Below are 21,239 nucleotides of genomic sequence, written 5' to 3' on the forward strand. Positions count from 1 at the left end.
AGTCACTTTAAGATAGAAGCCTAGAGAGCTCCGTTCTATAATAGCGCTATTATTGTAGGCTACTTATCGGAACTTTTATAAAATAGCTTCACATTACCTTATTTTAAACACGGAGAATCCATTCATGTCCGACCGTATTGCCAGTGTTGAACGCAACACTCTTGAGACTCAAATTAAAGTAACCATCAACCTAGATGGCACAGGTAAATTCAATTGTGAGACAGGAGTGCCTTTTCTTGATCATATGCTTGACCAAGTAGCGCGTCACGGTTTAATTGATATGGATATTCATGCTGTAGGTGATCTACATATTGATGCGCACCATACGGTAGAAGATTTAGGTATTACACTAGGCCAAGCCTTTGATAAAGCCGTTGGTGATAAGAAAGGCATAAAGCGTTACGGACACGCTTATGTCCCTTTAGATGAAGCGTTATCTCGTGTTGTCATCGACTTTTCTGGCCGCCCAGGCTTAGAAATGCACGTTCCCTTTACACGTGGCTCCGTAGGTGGCTTTGATGTAGACCTATTTTCTGAATTCTTCCATGGATTCATTAACCACGCCAAAGTAACTCTGCATTTAGATAATCTACGTGGAAAAAACACGCACCACCAAGCCGAGACTATCTTTAAAGCATTCGGTCGTGCCTTGCGTATGGCATTAGAAGTCGATGAGCGTATGGCTGGACAAATGCCATCAACTAAAGGTTGCTTATAAAGGTTTTATCATGACAAACCCAAAAAAATCCGTTGTCGCCGTTATCGATTATGGCATGGGAAACTTACATTCTGTCGCCAAAGCCCTCGAACATGTTGCTGACGAAAATACCCAAGTCATAGTAACGAGTGATCCTGCTGTTATCGATGCGGCGGATAGAGTTCTGCTTCCTGGCGTTGGGGCCATTCGTGATTGCATTGGTGAAATGCATAATACGGGGCTTGTACCTAGTATTCGTAAAGCCATGTCAGAAAAACCCTTTCTCGCTATTTGTGTGGGCATACAATCATTAATGTCTCATAGCGAAGAAAATAATGGCGTTGAATGTTTAGATCATTTCCAAGGCAATGCTCTCTTCTTTGGTGAAAGCCATGTTGACCATGACGGCAGCAAATTAAAAGTGCCTCATATGGGATGGAATCAGGTTTCACAAAAAATGGCTCACCCTTTATGGGAAGGCATTCCAGACAATGCCCGCTTTTACTTCGTCCACAGCTATTATGTTGTACCAAAAAATAAAGATGAAATCGCTGGCACCTGTGATTATGGATTAGAGTTTTGTGTTGCCTTAGCAAAAGACAATGTTTTTGCCGTGCAATTTCACCCAGAAAAAAGCCATAAAGACGGTTTACAGCTGTATAAGAACTTTATCAATTGGGACGGCAAACCGTAACGGTTAATCATCCTTCTTTAAAACCATTTTAGGAGCCGGAAATGGGCTTAGCAAAACGCATAATTCCTTGTCTTGATGTTGATAATGGTCGAGTCGTTAAGGGCGTGCAATTCCTAGACATTCGCGATGCGGGTGATCCAGTTGAAGTTGCCAAACGTTATGATGAACAAGGCGCAGATGAAATTACATTTTTAGACATCACCGCCAGCTCTGATAACAGAGAAACCACAGTACACATGGTAGAAGCCATTGCCAGTCAGGTATTTATTCCGCTAACCGTTGGTGGCGGCATCCGTACCTGTGAAGATATACGACGCATGTTGAATGCTGGTGCTGATAAAGTCGGCATTAATACGGCAGCGGTGTTTAATCCAGACTTTGTCCGTGAAGCCGCACAACGTTTTGGCTCTCAGTGTATCGTCGTCGCAATTGATGCCAAAAAAGTCAGTGCTGAAGGTGAAGCCGACAAATGGGAAATATTCACCCATGGTGGCCGTAAACCTACCGGACTGGATGCCGTTGAATGGGCAAAAAAAATGGTGGCCTATGGCGCAGGAGAAATCCTTCTTACTAGCATGGACAGAGATGGCACCAAAAACGGCTTTGATCTTGGCGTAACTCGCGCTATCAGTGAAGCCGTTCATGTTCCTGTTATTGCTTCTGGTGGCGTTGGCAACTTAGAGCATTTAGTCGATGGCGTCATAGAAGGGAAAGCAGATGCGGTACTAGCGGCCAGCATTTTTCACTTTGCTGAATACAGCATCCAAGAAGCAAAAGAAACCATGCAAGCAGCAGGCATTGAAATGCGCTTGTAGAACCACATTCTCCGATCAGTTAAGGTTCATTAAAAAAAGTACTTACTCTTAACAGTAGGTGCTTTTTTAGTGCTTCCACTCAAGTTTCTTCAGTAAAATACCAATAAATACCACTTTATAAAAGTGGCGCTAAAACGAATGTCGTCTTCTGAAGTGTCATTTTTTATCCCCTCACCCTGACACTTCTTACTTATTAAAACCTTAGTTCTTTCTCAGAGCGCAAAAAACAAGACAAAACCTTGAATAAGAAAAGCCTCATATTGTGTGCAACGCATTTTCTTTTAGAGTACTCCGCTCGCTCATTAAGACTATCTACTATTACTAAGCGAAATATCTCTTAAAAATCATTCTTTAAGCCATATGGGGTTTTGTTATGAATACTGTTTCCGTACCACAAGAAAAGCTAAGCTGGGTATTATTTGGTATCCGCGCGAGTGTTTTTCTTGTCTTAATCATGTGGACCTTGGATAAATTAATAAATCCAGGGCATACAGCTGCTGTTTTCAAAACCTTCTACGCCATCTCAGATATTGGACCATCCTTGATTTTAGCGATGGGAATAGTACAAGCGGCGATTGTTATCAGTTTCTTAATTGGTTTTCAAAAACGCTGGATGACATTGATTATTTTAGTTCTGCATTTAGGGTCAACTTTGGCGCCAATGGCTCGCTATTTTGACCCATTTGCGAACCTATTATTTTTTGCCGCTTGGCCTATTTTAGCCGCCATTGTTGGGCTTTATGTTTTACGGGATTTCGATACAAAATTCTCAATAGATAAGCCAGCACAATAACGCGGAGATAAACAAAAGAGTGACTTTATTTACACGGATAAATTAAATCACTCTTTTATCGATAAAAATACATTCACATTTAAAGTCGTCTTTTCTTAATATTCTCACCATACAATGAATATCCTTGTGCCAAAACGATGGCCAAAAGAATAAATAACCTCGCGTAATCAGCAATGAATGTGAAAGCGATGGCTTACACTCTTGCCGCTTTGATTCACTCAAGAGTACAATCGGCAAAACTAATATTAAAATGCCTTACCTAAAAAGGAATATGATTTGACTACTCCGCTGTCCACCGCCTTAACGGCACTCGATGCATTCTGTCAACAGAACAAAAATGCAACACCACTCACTTTTCACCGAGGAGTCGAGCGCGAAGCACTGAGAGTCAAGAAATCAGACGGTAGAATCTCCCACCTTCCCCATCCCAAAAAACTAGGCTCAGCATTAACACACAGTTCCATAACCACAGACTATTCTGAATCGTTAATGGAATTTATCACTGGCGTTCATCCAAATGTTGAAGGGGTGATGTCTGAGCTCAATACCATCCATCATTTTGTAAACCACACGTTGGCAGAACAGGATGAATGTCTTTGGCCAGCCAGTATGCCTTGCTACTTGGAAAGCAACGCCGATGTGCCAATTGCAGACTACGGTACATCCAATGTAGGCAAATTGAAAAAAGTATATCGAGAGGGCTTATCAAACCGTTATGGCCGTATCATGCAGTGTATTGCCGGTATGCATTATAATTTCTCTTTTGATAAAGACTTTTGGACTTTCTTACAGTCCTATAAAACAGGTTCTGTTAACAGCAACACGCTTCAAGACTTTAAATCAGACAGTTACTTTGCCCTAATTCGTAACTTTAGACGTAATTCTTGGCTGTTGTCATATCTCTTTGGTGCATCACCAGCCGTTGATAAAAGCTTTTTTCAGAAAGGTACAGACAGACTCAGTACATTAGCGGAGCATACCTATTTTGGAGAAAATGCAACGTCCCTTAGAATGAGTGATCTAGGTTATCAAAATAATGCCCAAGCCGATTTGTTCGTCTGTTACAACGAAGTAAGCACCTACATTCAAACCTTAAAAAAGGCATTAAAAACGCCCTATCCGAAATACCAGCAGATCGGTCTCAAAGTTGATGGGCACTATCAACAGCTAAACACCAATATTTTACAGATTGAAAATGAATACTACAGTGACATTCGACCTAAGCGTGTAACGGAATCTGGAGAACACCCAAGTACCGCATTACAATCCAGAGGCGTTGAATACATAGAAGTCAGGATTATGGATATCGACCCCTTCTCTTCTATCGGTATGTCTAAAAATACCTTGTACTTTATGGATGTATTCTTAGTTTTTTGTATGCTAGATAGCGACAACCCTTTGCTTGAAGAGGAATGCCATGCACTCAGAGAGCTACAACAGGAAATTGCGACACACGGCAGAGATGAGAGTTACCTCTTTGATTTTGGAAATGGCAATGTCTCACTGAAAGATCAAGGTCTAACTCTACTTGAAAAATTACAACAGGTTGCGCAGTTCTTAAGCCAACAAACAGGCAACGAAAACTACATTAAAGCCATTGAAGTCGAAATGCAGACCTTTAACGAGACGAGCTCATTACCTTCAAATAAACTGTTATCGTTAGCTGAGGGCGCTGGCAGCTATACTGACGCCATGCTTGAGTTAGCAAAAAAACAACAAAAACAATGGCTTAGTATCCCAGTATCAAAAGAAGAAAGTGACCTATTTGCACAACAAGCAAAAGCATCGTTAGAAAAACAAGATGCAATTGAGGCGGCAGATACACTGGATTTTGATACTTACCTAACCGAGTATTTAACACCTCAGTAATAGCAGAAAAGAGACGCCTGAAGGGATACAGTTTATCTTATCCCTTCAGAGACAAAGCGAGATCATTTGGCTAAATAAAGCTAAGAGGAACGCATTGACTACTGCTGTGCTTCTTTTGCTTCTTTGGTAAATTGGCTAAGGTCTAACCATTCACCTAATTTATTTCTTAACGTATCCAGTCCATCGCTAGACAAGCCAGAGAAGGTTTGTACCGTTCCAATTACACCACGTTCGTTGAGGTTCTTTTGAACTTGTAACATGGTCGATTTAGCTGGTCCACGTTTAAGTTTATCTGACTTAGTCAGCAAAACATGTACTGGCATTTGGTTCGCCTGAGCCCAATCAAGCATTAGCTCATCAAACTCTTTTAATGGGTGGCGGATGTCCATCACCAAAACAAATCCTACTAACGAACGTCGGTTCATTAAATAGTCTTGCATATGGGCTTGCCAGTTGACTTTCATGGCAACGGGTACTTTTGCAAACCCATAGCCAGGTAAGTCAATGAGTCTGCGTTCATCAACATTTAGACCAAAACAATTAATTAATTGTGTTCGTCCAGGAGTCTTAGAAGTTCGAGCTAATTTCTTTTGGTCGGTTAATGTATTTAATGCCGTCGACTTACCAGCATTGGAGCGGCCAGCAAAAGCCACCTCCAAACCTTGGTCAATTGGGCATTGAGAAAGTTTTTCAGCACTTTTAATAAAATAAGCTGAATGAAAAATAGGATCAAAGGGTGTCATAAGTTGATATTCGTCAATAGAGTCTGATTAGCGTTCACGTTTTTCATTTGGTTGTATATAATGCCTATTAAATTGTTTATTTACCATGCTTTAACTCGGTACTTCTTGATTAGTCTACTGCAGTAGGTAAGTATACAGGTCATATATCGTGTTGTTTTGTCATGCCAGTCAAAACAAACACATTTTTATTGATATGTCAGGGGCAGTAAATGAAAAAAGTATTAGTAGGTATGTTGGTCGCAGTTGGCGCAACATCAGTAGCAATGGCGCAAGGCAATGCCGATGCAGGGAAAGAATTAACAGCCGTTTGTGCAGCATGTCATGCCGCCGATGGTAATAGCCTAGCACCTACCTTTCCAAAACTTGCTGGCCAGCAAGAGAAATATCTTCTTAAGCAATTAACGGATATTAAATCAGGGAATCGTAAAGTTACTGAAATGACCGGTTTACTCGATAATTTAACCGATCAAAACCTAGCAGACATCGCCGCTTATTTTGCCAATAACTCCGTTGTAGTTGGTCAAGCTGATGCCGCACTAGTCGAAGCCGGTAAAGCAATCTACCGTACGGGTAACCCTAAAACAGGCGTACCAGCATGTACGGCATGCCATGGACCTACAGGACAAGGGCTTGGTTCTGCAGCATTTCCTGCTCTAAGTGGTCAACATGCGGACTACACCAAGTCACAGCTAAAAGCATTCCAGACACAAGAACGTTCAAACGATCCAGCAAATATCATGCGTGGTATTGCATTTAAGATGAATGATCGTGAAATAGAAGCCGTAGCGAGCTACATTCAAGGTTTATATTAAACCGATCGATACGTAATGCATGCGATTTTCAGAACAAACACCTTTAAATGAAGTGCCATTGAGGGTGTTTGTCGTAAGCATTACGTAAAGTTAACGAAAACACGTGCTATAAACTCCTATGGCAAGTCATATTTTAGGTAGAATTTTATAAATAATTAATACACTATTTATTGACATCATTTGGAGAATTCAATGAAAAAACTGTTTTTATCTTTCGTGCTTACATTTTTATTACCAACGCTGGCTATGGCGGCGGAATACAGTCCTGGTAACGGTTATACTCTTATCAAATCCCCAGTAAGAACCGCTTCTCCGGACAAAGTAGAAGTAGTCGAAATTTTTTGGTATGGCTGCCCTCACTGTTTCGCTCTTGAACCATTAACTCAAGCTTGGTCTGCAGATCTTCCTGAAGACGTTGACTTCAAATTCCTACCCGCGGTATTCGGCCGTAATTGGCTAGCACACGCAAAAGCGTATCATGTAGCCGACATATTAAATGTTGTTGATAAAACTCACGTAAATTTATTTAATGCTATACATCTAGATAAGCGTCGTTTGAATTCAGAAGACGATCTTGCTGAATTCTTTGCTCAGTACGGAGTAAGTGAAGAAGAATTCAAAAAGCAGTATGATTCTTTTGCCGTTAATAGTCGCTTGAAACAAGCTGATGCGAAAATTCGAGCGTATGGCGCACGTGGAGTACCTGGCTTAATCGTAAATGGAAAATATTTAGTGACGGCAGAGACGGCAAATGGTAGTAATAACATCTATAATGTCGTTGACTATTTAATAGAACAAGAACGTAAAACAATGTAGTTAAAGTGAGGAATAATGTCAGATCCAGCAACAACACAGCTGATAGAGACGCTCCGAAAAGCCGTTTCTAGAACAAGTATGATGGCAGAAGGAACGGACCCTCAACTGGATCTGGCGTTAAAAGAAATACGACAAACCATTACGTCTAACTCTGATGCAAATGCCATAAGCGCTGTTTTAAAAGCATCAGAGCCCAAATTGATAAAGGCGGATGAGGCGCGAGACTTTCGAGCTAAAAAGCTGCGAGATACGCTGCACGACCTTATCGACCTTTTAGAACGTTTGCCCAGTCACACGGTTCCTCAGAAACAAAAAAAAGACCTCTTAACAAAAATACGTAGTCAATGGCAGTCTATTTCGCATTGGCCGGAATTAGTTGAATCGTCTATATCTCTTATAGAAGCAACCCTACTCGTTGATAACGAAGCAAAAAACGGAAAACGCTCTCTATTTAAGAAACTCTTTTCAAAAAATGGCAATGAAAGTACGATCGCAGAAAAAAACGTTTCTGGTATTTTGCTTGATGTTTCTCAGACACTGACGTCACTGTTAGATAATTTATCCTTGCCAGAGAATTTTGATGATCAAATAAGTGATGTGAAACTGTTTTTAAATGACTCTAGAAGTTTAGAACACATTCCAAAAATGGTTGCAGAAACAACCAATTTAGCCATGATAGCCCTTGGTAAGAATCAACAAGATCTGACATCTTACCTTAGCCAGCTCAACTCTCAACTTGCCTCCATTAACGCCGGAATCGTTACCAGTTATAAAAGTCAACGAACACTGACCTCTACTCGTCACGATTTTAATTCAGAATTGCAAAAGCAAGTTTCAGAAACCACGACGGCCGTCACTCAAGCAACAGACCTTGGCAGCTTGAAAAATTTAATAGAGACGAAACTAGAAACCATATCGTCTACTATGGATACCTATCAGAAACAAATGTTAGATCAAGAGAAACAAGCTAGCCAATCTATTTCTCAATTAAGAAATAAAGTTAGCAGAATGGAAAAGGACGCATCTACGTTACGGTTGAACCTCCAACAAAAATTGGCCCAAGCTATGACAGATAGTTTGACCAACCTACCAAATAGAGCGGCCTATCAAGATTCAATTTTACCCATCTGCAATATGAACAAGAAAGCAAGAACCCATTTAGCGCTTGCCGTATGTGATATAGACCACTTTAAAAGCGTTAACGACACTTGGGGTCATCTGGCTGGCGATAAGGTTCTAAGATTGATTCCTAGGCAAATACGCAGTGCGCTAACAGAAAAAGATATGGCGTTTCGTTACGGTGGTGAAGAGTTTGTGATTCTACTCCCAGATACCACACTAGAAACGGCAAAAATGAAAATGGAAGCCATTCGTCAAGCGGTTGAAAAGATGCCATTTAACGTCCAAGGCGTTCCCGTTCCTATTACTATTTCAATAGGAATCGCATTATTAAAAGCCGATGAGACTCACGAAGGATTATTTGAAAGGGCGGATAAGAGTTTGTACCTAGCAAAAGAACAAGGTCGGAACAGAGCCATTTTTGCCCAAACTTAACAAAACGCCAGGTTTCTAGGTAGGTTTTCCCATAAAGCAAAAATAGCTATCTGATTCGCTAACAGATTAAGGTATCCTATTAATATTATTTACCTATTTATTTAAAGACTGCGTTTTTACCAAATATTAAACAGCGCATGAACGCAATACAGCCATAGGATTGAGTTTAGTTATGCAAGATTCGTCAAACAACACTACCCACTTTGGATTTAAAGAAATCCCAACAGACGAAAAAGTGGATGCGGTTGCTCAAGTATTCCATTCCGTAGCGGCCAAATACGACATAATGAACGACCTTATGTCTGGTGGCGTCCATCGATTGTGGAAAATGCACACTATCAATCAATCTGGAGTCAGAGCGGGCAATAAAGTACTTGATATTGCTGGCGGCACAGGTGATTTAACCCTTAGATTCTCTCGAATCGTTGGCTCTACAGGGCAAGTTATTCTTGCCGATATTAACGACTCCATGTTGAAAGTAGGCCGTGATAAACTGGCTAATAAAGGCGTTGTTGGTAATGTAAAGTTCGCCCAAGCCAATGCTGAAGCCTTACCTTTCGCAGATAACACCTTCGACTGTATTACCATTGCCTTCGGTTTAAGAAATGTGACCGACAAAGACGCCGCGCTTAGGTCCATGTACCGAGTTCTAAAGCCCGGTGGCAGATTACTGGTATTAGAGTTTTCTAAACCAGAGTCCGAATGTTTATCAACTATTTATGATCAATACTCTTTCAGACTGCTGCCCTTTATGGGGAAAATCATTGCGAATGATTCAGAAAGCTACCGCTATCTTGCTGAATCTATCCGCATGCACCCAGACCAAGAAACATTAAAAGGCATGATGGATTCTGCAGGATTTGAACGCACCTCGTACCAAAACCTCACTGGTGGTATCGTCGCTTTACACAAAGGGTTCAAATACTAACTATGTGGCAAAACCTTATACGAACATGGCGAATTTTTCATGTCATTATTCGCTATCGACTAGATACCTTTATCCCTGTTGAAAAACTACCTTGGTTCCTGAAATACACCTTTGGCGTACTATCAAGTAAAGGAAGGGGCAATTTACAAGGTTCCAGAGGGGAACGCCTCCGTCTGGCACTCGAATCCCTTGGCCCCATATTTGTTAAGTTTGGCCAGCTGCTATCCACTAGACGCGACCTTTTAGATGACGATTTAGCGGATCAGCTGGCTAAATTACAAGATAAGGTTCCGCCTTTTTCTGGAGAGCAAGCACAAGATATCATTGAGCACTCTCTCGGCGCGCCCATCGCAGACTGTTTTGACGAATTTGCGCTAACACCTCTAGCGTCTGCCTCCATTGCTCAAGTGCATACGGCTAAGCTAAAAACCGGTGAAGATGTCGTTATAAAAGTGATTCGTCCTAATATTGAGCCTACCATAAAGCAAGACATTGGTTTGCTGTATACCCTCGCAAAATTACTCAACAAATACAGCAAAGACGGTCGCAGGTTAAAACCGATTGAAGTCGTCAGTGACTATGAATACACCATCCTTGATGAATTAGATCTAGCAAAAGAAGCGGCTAATACCGGTTTATTACAACGTAACTTTCATGAGTCTGATTTACTATACGTCCCTCAAGTTTATTGGGATTATTGCCGCCACAACATCATGGTTATCGAACGCATCGAAGGCATTCCAGTCGCTAATATTAATGACCTCAATAACGCTAACGTAGACATGAAATGCCTTGCAGAAAGGGGCGTAGAGATTTTCTTCACGCAAGTTTTTGACCACAGTTTTTTCCATGCCGATATGCATCCAGGCAATATTTTTGTGGACCCAAGCAAGCCGGAATCCCCCAAATACATTGCCATTGATTGCGCCATTATGGGCAGTCTCACTGATGAAGATAAAAACTACCTAGCACGTAACCTCCTAGCCTTTTTCGATCGTGATTACCGAATGGTGGCGCAACTGCATGTAGAAAGTGGTTGGGTACCAAAAGACACCCCCGTGCATGCTTTTGAAACGGCGATCCGTAGTGTTTGCGAACCTATGTTTGCTAAGCCGTTAAAAGACATCTCATTTGGTCAGGTGTTAATTGGCCTCTTCCAAACCGCTAGACGTTTTAATATGGAAGTACAGCCACAGCTTGTTTTACTCGAAAAAACGCTATTAAATATCGAGGGCTTAGGTAGACAACTGTATCCAGACCTAGACTTATGGGTAACCGCAAAACCTTTCTTAGAACGTTGGATGAAACGCCAAATAGGGCCACAACGGGTCTTTGATGAGATAAAAAAACAAGCACCTGAATGGGCGGGACAACTGCCTCAAATCCCTAACCTTATTTACTCCGCGTTAGCGCAAGCCAGTAAACAAGAAGAAAGAGCGATTGCGCAAACGAATGCTATCTTGAGTCTAAATAGAGAATTAAAACGTAATCGCCGCAATACTCCATTCAAAGTATTAGGTATATTAAGCATTATCAGTGCATGGATTGTGTCTGACCCAGTGGCACTAAATCATCTAGCCAGTGCCGATATAATGGGCTTAGGACTTTTTATTGCAGGAATATACCTGTTAGTATTAAAACCGTAACATTTGAGAGACTATAATGAGCACCGATATTTTAACCGAATTAGCGAAGACGCTTGAACAACGAAAGTTAGCATCATCTGATTCATCTTATGTTGCTAGTCTGCACGCTAAAGGTTTAAATAAAATTCTAGAAAAAGTGGGTGAAGAGAGTATTGAAACCATTCTTGCCGCCAAAGACGCCATCAACTCTGATGACAAGACTCATCTTGTTTACGAAACAGCAGATCTGTGGTTCCACACTTTAGTTATGTTATCTCATTTAGATTTAGGTCCTGAAGACGTCTTAAATGAGCTAGCTCGTCGATTTAACTTATCTGGCTTGGAAGAAAAAGCCAGTCGATCTCAGTAGGAGAAACGTTATGCTTGGTGGAATTAGTATTTGGCAACTGCTTATTGTTTTAGCCATTCTTATCCTTATTTTTGGTACTAAGAAATTAAAAAACTTAGGATCGGATCTAGGTGGGGCGGTAAAAGGGTTTAAAGAAGCCGTGAATAAAGAAGACATGGATGAAGAGAAAAAAGCGGACACTCAAAGTAAAGTCATTGAAAATGACAAAAACGATAAGAGTGCCTAATCTGTGTTCGATATAGGTTTTTCAGAACTTCTCATCGTATTTATTGTGGGCCTACTTATTTTAGGCCCAGAACGACTGCCCCATGCAGCCAAAACAGCAGGTTTATGGATAAGGAAAATTAAACGCAGTATTGGCTCTGTTCAACGTGAAATCAATGAACAGCTTGATAAAGAAGAATTACAGCAAAAAATTCAGGAAACGAATCAGCGTATTATGGCGGAGTCTAATGCCATTCAAAATACCATAACACCTCTTCCTGAAACGGCAAACCTAGACCAAGAGCCGACAGCTCCAGAACCAACGACTACAGAAAATAGCTCTGCGTCTAACGTCGAGGCAGAAGTCAAAAATGACGCCGCTACTCCGTCAGAAGCATCTGCCGTAGAAAAACGGGTAGAAACCGAAAAAAGTTAATTTTTTATTAGACATTCATTACAGGATGCCTCTCTAATGAGTCAGAACACTACTGCTACTACACAGACACCTTTAGTTGCGCATTTAATTGAATTACGTAATCGTTTATTAAAAATTGTTGTTGTTATTCTGGTGCTGTTTTTAGGCCTATACGTTTTCGCAAATGACCTTTATTTAATGGTGTCAGAACCTTTAAGATTGTTATTGCCTGAAGGCAGTTCTTTAATTGCTACCGAAGTGGCCTCCCCTTTTCTGGCGCCTTTAAAACTGACATTTGCAATTGCGGTGTTACTGTCTGTACCTTTCACCTTGTATCAAGTTTGGGCCTTTATAGCACCCGCGCTTTACAAGAATGAAAAACAAATCGCCATCCCTTTATTAATCTCAAGTATTTTTCTTTTCTACTCAGGCGTGGTTTTCGCGTATTACGTAGTCTTACCATTAATCTTTGGTTTTTTCACTTCCGTTGGTCCAAGTGAAGTCACCGTAATGACAGATATCAATCACTACTTGAACTTCGTATTAAAGCTATTCTTTGCCTTCGGTGCGACTTTTGAGATCCCGGTTGCCACCTACTTGCTGATTAAAGCGGGGGTCACTACCGTAAAATCACTGTCTGCAAAAAGGCCTTATATCATCTTAGGCTGCTTTGTTATGGGCATGTTATTAACCCCCCTGATATTTTCTCGCAAACATTATTAGCCATTCCAATGTGGTTGCTATTTGAAGTTGGACTGATTGCTGGACGCTCTGTTCCTGTCGAGCAGGACGAAGAAGAGTCCACGGAAACACCACCCGCGCCCTAAGTCGTCATTCTAACAAGTTATAAAAAAAGGGACCCTGTGTCTCTTTTTTTATAACTGCACTTATCTAGCCTATTCGATTTGAAATTACTATTAAGACGGCGCTTACAGACAAAAATTAGTCGAGTACATATCACAGATAACCGCATTCACCATTATAAGATGATTCCACGCTTTCTTTGAAAACCGTTGAACTCTTATTTAGGATAGTCTAATGCAAACACTTGATAACCCTATTGAAATAGCCTCTTTCACCCCTTATCCAATCAAGCATTTACCTTTGGATATCCGTTTAAATGATACCTCATTGAGTATTATCTGGGACGATAATCATCAGAGTGAGTTTCACTATCTTTGGTTACGAGATAATTGTCACTGTAGCGAATGCATCACCCAATTAACAAGAGAGCAAATGTTTGAAATTTGCGATGTGCCATTAGACATCAAACCAACTGATGCCTATCTCACTGAAGAAAATAGATTAGTGATTAACTGGGACAATCCTTCTCATACCAGTCAATTTCACCCAGGTTGGTTACGCAGCCATTGCTATAGTGAAGCCAACTTAAAAGCGAAACAATGGTCAGCCAAAGTATGGGATAAAGAACGTATTAGTACAGAGTTAGCGAGCTATCAAGCGCAAGACATCTTACAAGATGACAAGGTGTTATTAAGTTGGTTAAGACAGCTAAGAGACGATGGACTGACCTTGATCAAACATGTTGCTACAGAAAGCGATTCACTGATTGAAATAGCCAATCGTATTTCATTTATTAGAGAAACGAATTTCGGTACTGTCTTTAATGTACGAGCCAAAGCCGATGCAAACAGTGCCGCCTACACAGATCTTCGCTTGCCATTACATACGGACTTACCTACTAGAGAGCTGCAGCCAGGACTACAATTTCTCCATTGTTTAGTAAACGATGCGACTGGAGGAGAGTCTATTCTAGTGGATGGCTTTAAGATTGCTGAACATATGCAAACTTACTACCCGGAAGAGTTTTATAGCCTTAGCACTTTTCCTATGTCCTTTTACAATAAAGACAAACACAGTGATTACCGTTTTCGAGGCACTGCGATAGTGACGGACTCTGATAATAAGGTGGTCGAAGTTCGCTTAGCCAATTTTTTAAGAGGCCCTATCGATGTTCCCGCTCAACAAACCCTGCCCCTGTATCATGCCTACAGACGCTTTATCGAATTAACTCGAGACCCTAAGTTCCAGTTCTTTTATCGTCTTAATGCAGGCGACCTCATTGTTTTCGATAACCGTCGTGTATTACATGCCCGCAATGCCTTTAATTTAGAGCAAGGGCACAGGCACCTTCAGGGATGTTATGTCGATAGAGACGAACTGCTTTCACGTATCCGAGTACTTGAAAGAGAATAAGGCCCCGTCTTAATATCCGATCAAATAGCATAGTGCTCTTTGAACACCTCAAAGGCACATGTTATTTGATTAATAATCGATAACCAGAAGCGGTAATACCGTAACACTCTTTATAGCGACGGCTAAAATGAGCAGTAGAACTAAAGCCACTTGCCATCGCAATTTCAGAGATACTCAAGCTGCTATCGGCCAATAATTGCTTTGCCTGTTCCAGGCGTAGCCCTAAATAATAGGCAGAAGGAGAACACTTAAAGTACTGGTTAAAAAGCCTTTCTAATTGCCGAACAGAAAGACACAATACAAGCGCAATGTCTTTTGACGATAACGGCTCTTCAATATTTTTGGACATTAACGTTAATGCTTTCAACACCTTAGGATGGTGAATATTCATTCTTTTCATCCAATCCATTTTTTGATTGTCAGATGGCTTCCGCACTCCTGTTTTTATCAACTGATCACACACTAATTTAGCCAACTCAGCACCACAGTACTCCGTAATCAAATACAGCACCATGTCACTTGCCGCCGCACCACCAGCACAGGTAATGCAGTGACCATCTATCTCAAATAACTCATGGGTCACTTCTATTTGAGGATACGTCTCTTTAAACGCCGGTAAGGCTTCCCAATGAAGTGTGACTTTACGTCGCTCTAACAACTTAGCCCGCGCCAATAAATAGCAACCGGTATCTAACGCGCCAATTACCCCAGTTTTATGTTGCAGACGTTTTAACCATTGAATAGTGTCTTCGTTAATATGGTGCTCTGGGTGGAAACTGGCGTTTACAAATAAATTCCTAGGTCGATCCACCAAATGCAAATTTTTACAGGGCTGCAATGCCATGCCATTGCTGGCCGTAACTAACGCATCATTTTCACTTAAACATTGCCAACGAAAGACTTGCCTCTGGGCCAAACGGTTAGCAATACGTAAAGGCTCAATGGCAGACAGCAGAGACACCATTGCGTACTCAGGCAAGAGCAAAAAGGATAAGGTGAAAACACCGTCATCATCGGCAACCAAGGATGAAGTCTCACTTGGAGCATCAATAGTCATGTATTTTTCTCTCCATAAAAAATACGACACACCAGAGCAGCATGTCGTATTTATTAGCAAGCTTCAATATCCGAACATGTTCATTCAAGCCTATGATTTTGCTGTTTTTTATTGCTTATTAGCGTTCCTAGTTTCTTCAAATAGAGATTTCAAAACCCCCAAGGTCATAATGATAATAATAAAACTTAAAGGCAGAGCAGCCGCAATATTGGCTGTTTGCAACGCGCTTAACCCACCCGCGACTAACAGTGCCGCCGCAACGAAGCCAATAATTACCCCCCAGAAAATACGGAATGTTTTAGGTGGCTCTTCATTACCCAAAGATAAAATCGTCGTTAGTACCAAGGTACCAGAATCCGATGAGGTCACAAACCAGCTCATTAACAAGAACACCATCATGGCGGAAACTAACCAACCCACAACACCATCACCAAAGATGCCATCAGAACTGGCAAACAAAGCCGCTGGGAGGTTCCAAGCATTAACCAAATCAATAATGCCTGCGGTACCCACACCATTTGTCGCCACGAGTTCTTGATACAGAGCCGTTCCCCCAAAGATGCCTAACCATACAAAAATGATAACCGTTGGCACAAGCAATACCCCGATAATAAACTCTCTCAAAGTACGACCACGGGAAATACGAGCAATAAACAAACCAACAAACGGTGCCCAAGCAAGCCACCACCCCCAATAAAATACGGTCCATCCATTTTGCCAATTTGCTGGGCCTTCCTCTTCAGGAAACCATAACCCCATAGGCACAAAATTCACCAGATAGTCACCTAAAGAATCAGCGAAAACCCCTAATAACCAAGTGGTTGGCCCCCCAAACAAGAAGAAGGCAATAACCACAATAGAAATGACAATATTCCATTGAGAAATAATCCGAATCCCTTTACCCACGCCCGAAAGTGCCGACAAGATAGACACAATAGAAATAATAACAATCAACAACAGCTGGGTCGTAATACCAGAATCAACACCGATAAGTCGTTCTAAACCAACGGACATCTGACTCACGCCTAATCCTAAAGACGTTGCAACGCCGAAAACACAGCCGAGCACACCGAAAATATCCACCGCGTGGCCAATTGGCCCATAGATGCGATCACCAATAAAAGGATATAAAGAAGAACGTAACGCTAATGGCAGTTTTTTACGATAGGCAAAATAAGCAAGCGACATCCCCACAATCACATAGACAGCCCAACCATGAAATCCCCAGTGAAAAAAGGTCACTCTTAATGCATCCACCGCTCGGTCATAATTTATCTCACCCGCGCCAGCCATATCAGCATAGGGGTTATTGGGGTAGCCAAAAGCCCCACTGTTATCAAGATAGAAAATGGGTTCTGCTACCCCAAAGAAAAGAATACCAATACCGATACCCGCCGAAAACAGCATGGAAAACCAAGCAAAATTACTAAAATCAGGTCGACTGTCATCGTCACCGAGTCGAATACGGCCAAAACGGCTAAACACAATGACAGCGCACACAGCGATCAGAAAAACAATCGTCACCATGTAGTACCAACCAAAAGTCACTTCAATCCAAGTTCTTACTGCGCCAAAGAGTGATCCAGCCAACTCAGTATTTGTCGCTGTAAATAAAACAAACAATAGCACCAATACGGTAGACGAGATGGTCATACCTTTGTGCATGCCTTTAAACAGTCCAGATTTTGCTAATTTCTCCGCTTTAAATACCCCCGACTCAGATGACTCAAAACCGGATTTCAAATTAGACGACATAAGCATGTTCCCCATTTATAATAATTGTTGTATTTCTTTTGTCTGTATAGCAAGGCTCCATTATTAAAAGCGTCCTTGCTTTTAATGCTTTTTTACCGCGATTAAAACCGCGCCATTAACGCTGTATCCCCTTTTCTTCACGGTATTCTTTCAGTGTCTGCATAATCCGAATTAAGCAGTCATCCCTCTCTTGAATCAAATCATTGATGGAAGCACCGTTCGCCTGAGTGAGACAACCGGCAACCATGTCATCTTTCAACTGTTGGGTTAATTTTGGGGCTTTTAATCGGGTCCAAGGGGCTTCTAATGATTCTTCAAAATGATCCAATAAATGCGCCATGCCGCCTTGGCCGCCACCTAAGTGATACGTTAAGCAATGTCCCATAATGGCCCATCGTAAACCCGGTCCATAGGCAATCGCCTTATCTATGTCTTCCACAGAGCATTCATTGTTTGCCACCATATGCAGCGCTTCTCTCCATAGCGCTTCTTGCAAACGATTGCCAATAAAGCCAGGCAGCTCTTTATCCATTTTCGCAACTTGTTTTTCGGTTGCTTCATAGAAGGCCGCCGTCCAGTCCACGACATCTTGACTGGTTCTTTCGCCACCACAGACTTCACAAAACGGAACTAAATAAGGAGGGTTAAATGGATGTCCTACCACAAACCGCTCTGGTTGTTGAGTAAGATCGACGGCCATATCCGTCATGGCAAACCCCGAAGTGCTCGAGATAATGACAACTTCAGGTGGGGCAATGCGATCAAGCTCAGCAAATAAGTTTCGCTTCGCATCCAGTCTCTCCGGTGTACTTTCTTGTATTACCTCAACCCGATGAACCAAGTCTTCCAAGGTATCAACAAAGCTCAAATTTTGCTTACTTGCGCCTTCTCTAAGCCCTAGCTTAGTCATCGTTGGCCAAATAAGATCCACCATTTCTAGCAGCTTTGCTTGCGAATTCGGACCAGGATCATACGTGACAACCTGCATTCCCATGCGCAAATAGTGCAATGCCCAGGCACCACCAATTACGCCAGTTCCTATGACACCCACTTTTGTTACTTCATTTGGATTAGGACGAGTCATTATCTATCTCCTAGCTAAATCGTTATTGAGTGCCGCGTAAGCGTAATTTTTCACGAGCTTGAGTAGGGTTAAGAATGCGCCCCCCCATATTTTCAATGATATTTACTGAACGCTCGACTAATTGACCATTAGTGGCTAATACGCCCTTACCAAGATACAAATTGTCCTCTAATCCAACCCGTACATGTCCACCCAGTAAGGCGGATTGCGCCACCCAAGGCAGTTGATTACGACCCAAGGCAAACGCCGTCCAATTTGTATTTGCTGGCAACATGTCCACCATTCCCTTCAGTAACGCAAAATTAGGGGGAGTTCCCCATGGAATCCCCTGACATAACTGAAACATAGCGTTATCGTCTAATAGGCCCTCTTTCATCATTTGCAATGCAAACCACAGATTACCGGTATCGAAGATTTCTAATTCAACCGTTACCCCAAGCTCCTTAATGCGAGCCGCACCGATACGAAGCATGTCCGGTGTTGATACATAAACAAGGTTACTGTCGCCAAAATTCAAAGAGCCACAGTCTAATGTGCAAATTTCAGGCTGTAATTGTTCCACATGAATTAAGCGCTCATGGGCACCCACCAGATCCGTGTCTTGAGTAAAGGCCGTTGGGTTCTCTTCAGGACCAATGTATAAGTCTCCTCCCATTCCCGCGGTCAAGTTGATAATGATGTCGCAGTCAGACGCCCGTAAACGTTCACAAACTTCGGCATACAATTCAACGCGTCTTGAACCCTGAGTCGTTTCAGGATCTCGAACATGTATGTGGGCAATAGCCGCTCCAGCATTCCATGCTTCAATAGCCGAGTTAGCTATTTGTTCAGGGGTAACGGGGACATTGGCATTGCGTGCGGCGGTATCCGCTGCGCCATTGACAGCGCAAGTGATAATGACGTCTTGATTCATCATTTAAGGCTCTTTTATTAGTTCAATACATACTAAAGCGACAACATAGCGATCGCTCTAACCATCAACGCTAATAGAAGTTACAGATTAAATAAGTTAATTTTTGCCTAAAATCGATGTTTCTTAGCCCAAAAAACCTTCGTCTTGTTTAAAAAAACAACAAAGCCCAAAATGGTCTGACATCCTAAAAATAGAAAAAACATAACGATAGGAAAACGTAACAATAGGAAAAAAAATAACAAGAGAAAACATAAAATCGCGTTCTGAAACTGCACTAACGCTCTTGACTTGGTTTCTTTGAAAACGCCTGTTGATAACTACGAGTAAAATGAGACACGGAAACAAAACCACAGGCAATCGCAATGGACGTCACGCTGTTTCTTGTTTGTTGCAGCATCCAGCGGGCTTTTTCTAGCCGAAGATGACGATAGAATGCCTTCGGCGTTTGCTTTAGATGGGATTTAAATAAGCGCTCTAACTCTCGTCCTGAAACCCCAACATGCGCCGCCAATTCAGCAATAAGTAATGGCTCTTCAATGTTTTGTTCCATAAGCTGCACGGCTTCAATTAAATTTGCATTACGGCTATCTAATCGTATTTGTAACGAACGCCTTTGAGGTTCCGTATGAGCCCTTTGATGGGTATAAACCAGCTCATCAGCCACCAGAGTTGATAGCGCTTTACCATATTGAGTCGAGATCAAATAAAGCATCATATCCAACCCAGACAATGCACCTGGGCAAGAAAAACGCTTTCTGTCTATCACCAACAACTCTTGCACAAACGTTACCTTAGGAAACGCGGCCACTGTACTTTCGTAATTTTCCCAATGCATAGTGGTTCTATAACCATCCAATACCCCAGCCGCCGCCGCAATATAGGCCCCCGTATCTTGACAGCCAATATCGGCACCATAATTATTTTGTTGCCGAATAAAGCCCAGTAAAGCGGCCGTAGTCCATAACCAAGGATCACCACCAGAACAAATGATCAAGGTTTCACAGCGGTCAACCTCTTTAATACTGGCATTGGTCATGATCTCTATACTGTCACTACTGCTGATTAACCCTCCCGTCTCAGAGACCAACAACCATTCATACAAGACGCTATCACTGGTGCTATTCGCATGTCGCAAAGGGTCTAACATGGACGTCAAGCCAAACAGAGAAAAGCCAGGAATTAATAAAAAATGAATCCTTTGCGGCCCAGACTTTAAACGATCTCCAAACACTTAACCCCCTACCTTTGATGATTGAGCCTATTCAACTCCGTCTAAAAAAATCAATTAGTATACGCATTTAGACAATTGGTTTTTCATTTTCAACTTATGATTAAGTTCCTAACACCCACTTTTCACTCTCTAGGAACCCAAATGCCTCAAATGATCAATTTATTTGAAAGTGATGTACTCACTGACTGGATAGACTATAACGGCCATATGAACGATGCCTACTACGTCGTCGCTTTTAGTAAAGCAATTGACGCTTTCATGGTTCACATCGGCCTCAACGAAGACTTTCGATCAGAACATCAAGTCTCTATCTACACACTGCAAAGCATGGTGCAGTATTTAAAAGAAGTTATGGAAGGCGAACCTATCATTATCAAAGGCCAGCTTTTAGAAAGCGACAACAAGAAACTGCGCCTCTATATGACCATGTACCACGGTAAAGCCAACGACGAGCTCGCCACCATGGAAACCTTACTCTTACATATGAATATGGAACTTCACAGAGCCGCCCCCTTCCTACCCACCACAGCCACCCTAGTGGAATCAATGCAAGACAGCCACAATGCACTGGAAGCACCAATGAACGCAGGTAAAGGGATTAGTTTAAAGCGTAAGTGAAAATGCTAACTGAAGATAAGGAAGGAATA

At 41.8% G+C, this 21,239-nt stretch carries 21 protein-coding genes and 1 pseudogene; 16 read left to right on the plus strand and 6 right to left on the minus strand.

Annotated features, from left to right (window positions below; genetic code table 11):
- The first annotated feature begins 124 nt into the window (after positions 1-124).
- The 5 genes from hisB to gshA all read left to right on the plus strand — a co-directional run bounded on the left by hisB (position 125) and on the right by gshA (position 4,868).
- The gene (hisB, locus tag O1D97_RS18620) at positions 125-718 is read left to right on the plus strand and encodes an imidazoleglycerol-phosphate dehydratase HisB (protein WP_269127703.1); all 594 of its coding nucleotides are present in this window, start codon (positions 125-127) and stop codon (positions 716-718) included.
- 10 nt (positions 719-728) lie between these two features.
- Positions 729-1,391: an imidazole glycerol phosphate synthase subunit HisH gene (gene hisH, locus O1D97_RS18625; RefSeq protein ID WP_269127704.1), complete on the plus strand. Its 663-nt coding sequence runs from the start codon at positions 729-731 to the stop codon at positions 1,389-1,391.
- Positions 1,392-1,432: 41 nt separating this feature from the next.
- Positions 1,433-2,206 carry an imidazole glycerol phosphate synthase subunit HisF gene (gene hisF / locus O1D97_RS18630; protein WP_269127705.1) on the plus strand — a complete coding sequence of 258 codons (774 nt, stop codon included), beginning with the start codon at positions 1,433-1,435 and terminating at the stop codon, positions 2,204-2,206.
- Positions 2,207-2,579: 373 nt separating this feature from the next.
- Positions 2,580-2,999, plus strand: coding sequence for a hypothetical protein (locus O1D97_RS18635; RefSeq protein WP_269127707.1), 420 nt, complete (start codon positions 2,580-2,582; stop codon positions 2,997-2,999).
- A 276-nt stretch (positions 3,000-3,275) separates the two neighbouring features.
- Positions 3,276-4,868 (plus strand): glutamate--cysteine ligase, encoded by a 1,593-nt coding sequence (gene gshA, locus O1D97_RS18640; protein WP_269127708.1) that lies wholly within the window; start codon positions 3,276-3,278, stop codon positions 4,866-4,868.
- Positions 4,869-4,966: 98 nt separating this feature from the next.
- Here gshA and yihA read toward each other — a convergent pair whose 3' ends face one another.
- On the minus strand, positions 4,967-5,611 hold the full coding sequence (yihA, locus tag O1D97_RS18645; protein ID WP_269127709.1) for a ribosome biogenesis GTP-binding protein YihA/YsxC: 645 nt from the start codon (positions 5,609-5,611) through the stop codon (positions 4,967-4,969).
- A gap of 209 nt (positions 5,612-5,820) precedes the next feature.
- On the opposite strand from yihA, the gene O1D97_RS18650 reads away from it, so the two are divergent.
- The 10 genes and pseudogenes from O1D97_RS18650 (at position 5,821) to O1D97_RS18695 (ending at position 14,552) form a co-directional block, all read left to right on the plus strand.
- Entirely contained in the window at positions 5,821-6,423 is a 603-nt protein-coding gene (locus O1D97_RS18650; protein ID WP_269127710.1) for a c-type cytochrome, read from the plus strand.
- Positions 6,424-6,615: 192 nt separating this feature from the next.
- Positions 6,616-7,239, plus strand: coding sequence for a thiol:disulfide interchange protein DsbA/DsbL (locus tag O1D97_RS18655; protein WP_269127711.1), 624 nt, complete (start codon positions 6,616-6,618; stop codon positions 7,237-7,239).
- Positions 7,240-7,254: 15 nt separating this feature from the next.
- Positions 7,255-8,793 carry a GGDEF domain-containing protein gene (locus tag O1D97_RS18660; protein ID WP_269127712.1) on the plus strand — a complete coding sequence of 513 codons (1,539 nt, stop codon included), beginning with the start codon at positions 7,255-7,257 and terminating at the stop codon, positions 8,791-8,793.
- Positions 8,794-8,965: 172 nt separating this feature from the next.
- Positions 8,966-9,721: a bifunctional demethylmenaquinone methyltransferase/2-methoxy-6-polyprenyl-1,4-benzoquinol methylase UbiE gene (ubiE, locus tag O1D97_RS18665; RefSeq protein WP_269127713.1), complete on the plus strand. Its 756-nt coding sequence runs from the start codon at positions 8,966-8,968 to the stop codon at positions 9,719-9,721.
- A 2-nt stretch (positions 9,722-9,723) separates the two neighbouring features.
- Positions 9,724-11,367 carry a ubiquinone biosynthesis regulatory protein kinase UbiB gene (gene ubiB / locus O1D97_RS18670; RefSeq protein ID WP_269127714.1) on the plus strand — a complete coding sequence of 548 codons (1,644 nt, stop codon included), beginning with the start codon at positions 9,724-9,726 and terminating at the stop codon, positions 11,365-11,367.
- Positions 11,368-11,383: 16 nt separating this feature from the next.
- The gene (locus tag O1D97_RS18675; protein ID WP_269127715.1) at positions 11,384-11,716 is read left to right on the plus strand and encodes a phosphoribosyl-ATP diphosphatase; all 333 of its coding nucleotides are present in this window, start codon (positions 11,384-11,386) and stop codon (positions 11,714-11,716) included.
- A gap of 10 nt (positions 11,717-11,726) precedes the next feature.
- Positions 11,727-11,942 (plus strand): Sec-independent protein translocase subunit TatA, encoded by a 216-nt coding sequence (gene tatA, locus O1D97_RS18680; RefSeq protein WP_269127716.1) that lies wholly within the window; start codon positions 11,727-11,729, stop codon positions 11,940-11,942.
- Positions 11,943-11,945: 3 nt separating this feature from the next.
- Positions 11,946-12,356 (plus strand): Sec-independent protein translocase protein TatB, encoded by a 411-nt coding sequence (gene tatB / locus O1D97_RS18685; RefSeq protein WP_269127717.1) that lies wholly within the window; start codon positions 11,946-11,948, stop codon positions 12,354-12,356.
- Between the two features lie 36 nt (positions 12,357-12,392).
- A pseudogene (gene tatC / locus O1D97_RS18690) lies at positions 12,393-13,162 on the plus strand (twin-arginine translocase subunit TatC).
- A 211-nt stretch (positions 13,163-13,373) separates the two neighbouring features.
- Positions 13,374-14,552 carry a TauD/TfdA family dioxygenase gene (locus tag O1D97_RS18695; protein ID WP_269127718.1) on the plus strand — a complete coding sequence of 393 codons (1,179 nt, stop codon included), beginning with the start codon at positions 13,374-13,376 and terminating at the stop codon, positions 14,550-14,552.
- 61 nt (positions 14,553-14,613) lie between these two features.
- On the opposite strand, the gene O1D97_RS18700 is transcribed toward O1D97_RS18695, so the two are convergent.
- From O1D97_RS18700 to O1D97_RS18720, 5 genes are all read right to left on the minus strand, one after another.
- Complete coding sequence (locus O1D97_RS18700; RefSeq protein WP_269127719.1) at positions 14,614-15,609, minus strand: GlxA family transcriptional regulator; 996 nt, start codon at positions 15,607-15,609, stop codon at positions 14,614-14,616.
- A gap of 108 nt (positions 15,610-15,717) precedes the next feature.
- The gene (locus O1D97_RS18705) at positions 15,718-17,364 is read right to left on the minus strand and encodes a BCCT family transporter (RefSeq protein ID WP_269127720.1); all 1,647 of its coding nucleotides are present in this window, start codon (positions 17,362-17,364) and stop codon (positions 15,718-15,720) included.
- A gap of 115 nt (positions 17,365-17,479) precedes the next feature.
- The gene (locus tag O1D97_RS18710; RefSeq protein ID WP_269127721.1) at positions 17,480-18,448 is read right to left on the minus strand and encodes a 3-hydroxyacyl-CoA dehydrogenase NAD-binding domain-containing protein; all 969 of its coding nucleotides are present in this window, start codon (positions 18,446-18,448) and stop codon (positions 17,480-17,482) included.
- A 22-nt stretch (positions 18,449-18,470) separates the two neighbouring features.
- Positions 18,471-19,361, minus strand: coding sequence for a beta-keto acid cleavage family enzyme (locus tag O1D97_RS18715; protein WP_269127891.1), 891 nt, complete (start codon positions 19,359-19,361; stop codon positions 18,471-18,473).
- A gap of 274 nt (positions 19,362-19,635) precedes the next feature.
- Positions 19,636-20,592, minus strand: coding sequence for a GlxA family transcriptional regulator (locus O1D97_RS18720; protein ID WP_269127723.1), 957 nt, complete (start codon positions 20,590-20,592; stop codon positions 19,636-19,638).
- A 96-nt stretch (positions 20,593-20,688) separates the two neighbouring features.
- On the opposite strand from O1D97_RS18720, the gene O1D97_RS18725 reads away from it, so the two are divergent.
- Positions 20,689-21,210 (plus strand): thioesterase family protein, encoded by a 522-nt coding sequence (locus O1D97_RS18725; RefSeq protein WP_269127725.1) that lies wholly within the window; start codon positions 20,689-20,691, stop codon positions 21,208-21,210.
- Positions 21,211-21,239 lie beyond the last annotated feature (29 nt).

Origin of the sequence: Marinomonas phaeophyticola, from assembly GCF_026966905.1 — a bacterium.
Classification (GTDB): Bacteria; Pseudomonadota; Gammaproteobacteria; order Pseudomonadales; family Marinomonadaceae; genus Marinomonas; species Marinomonas phaeophyticola.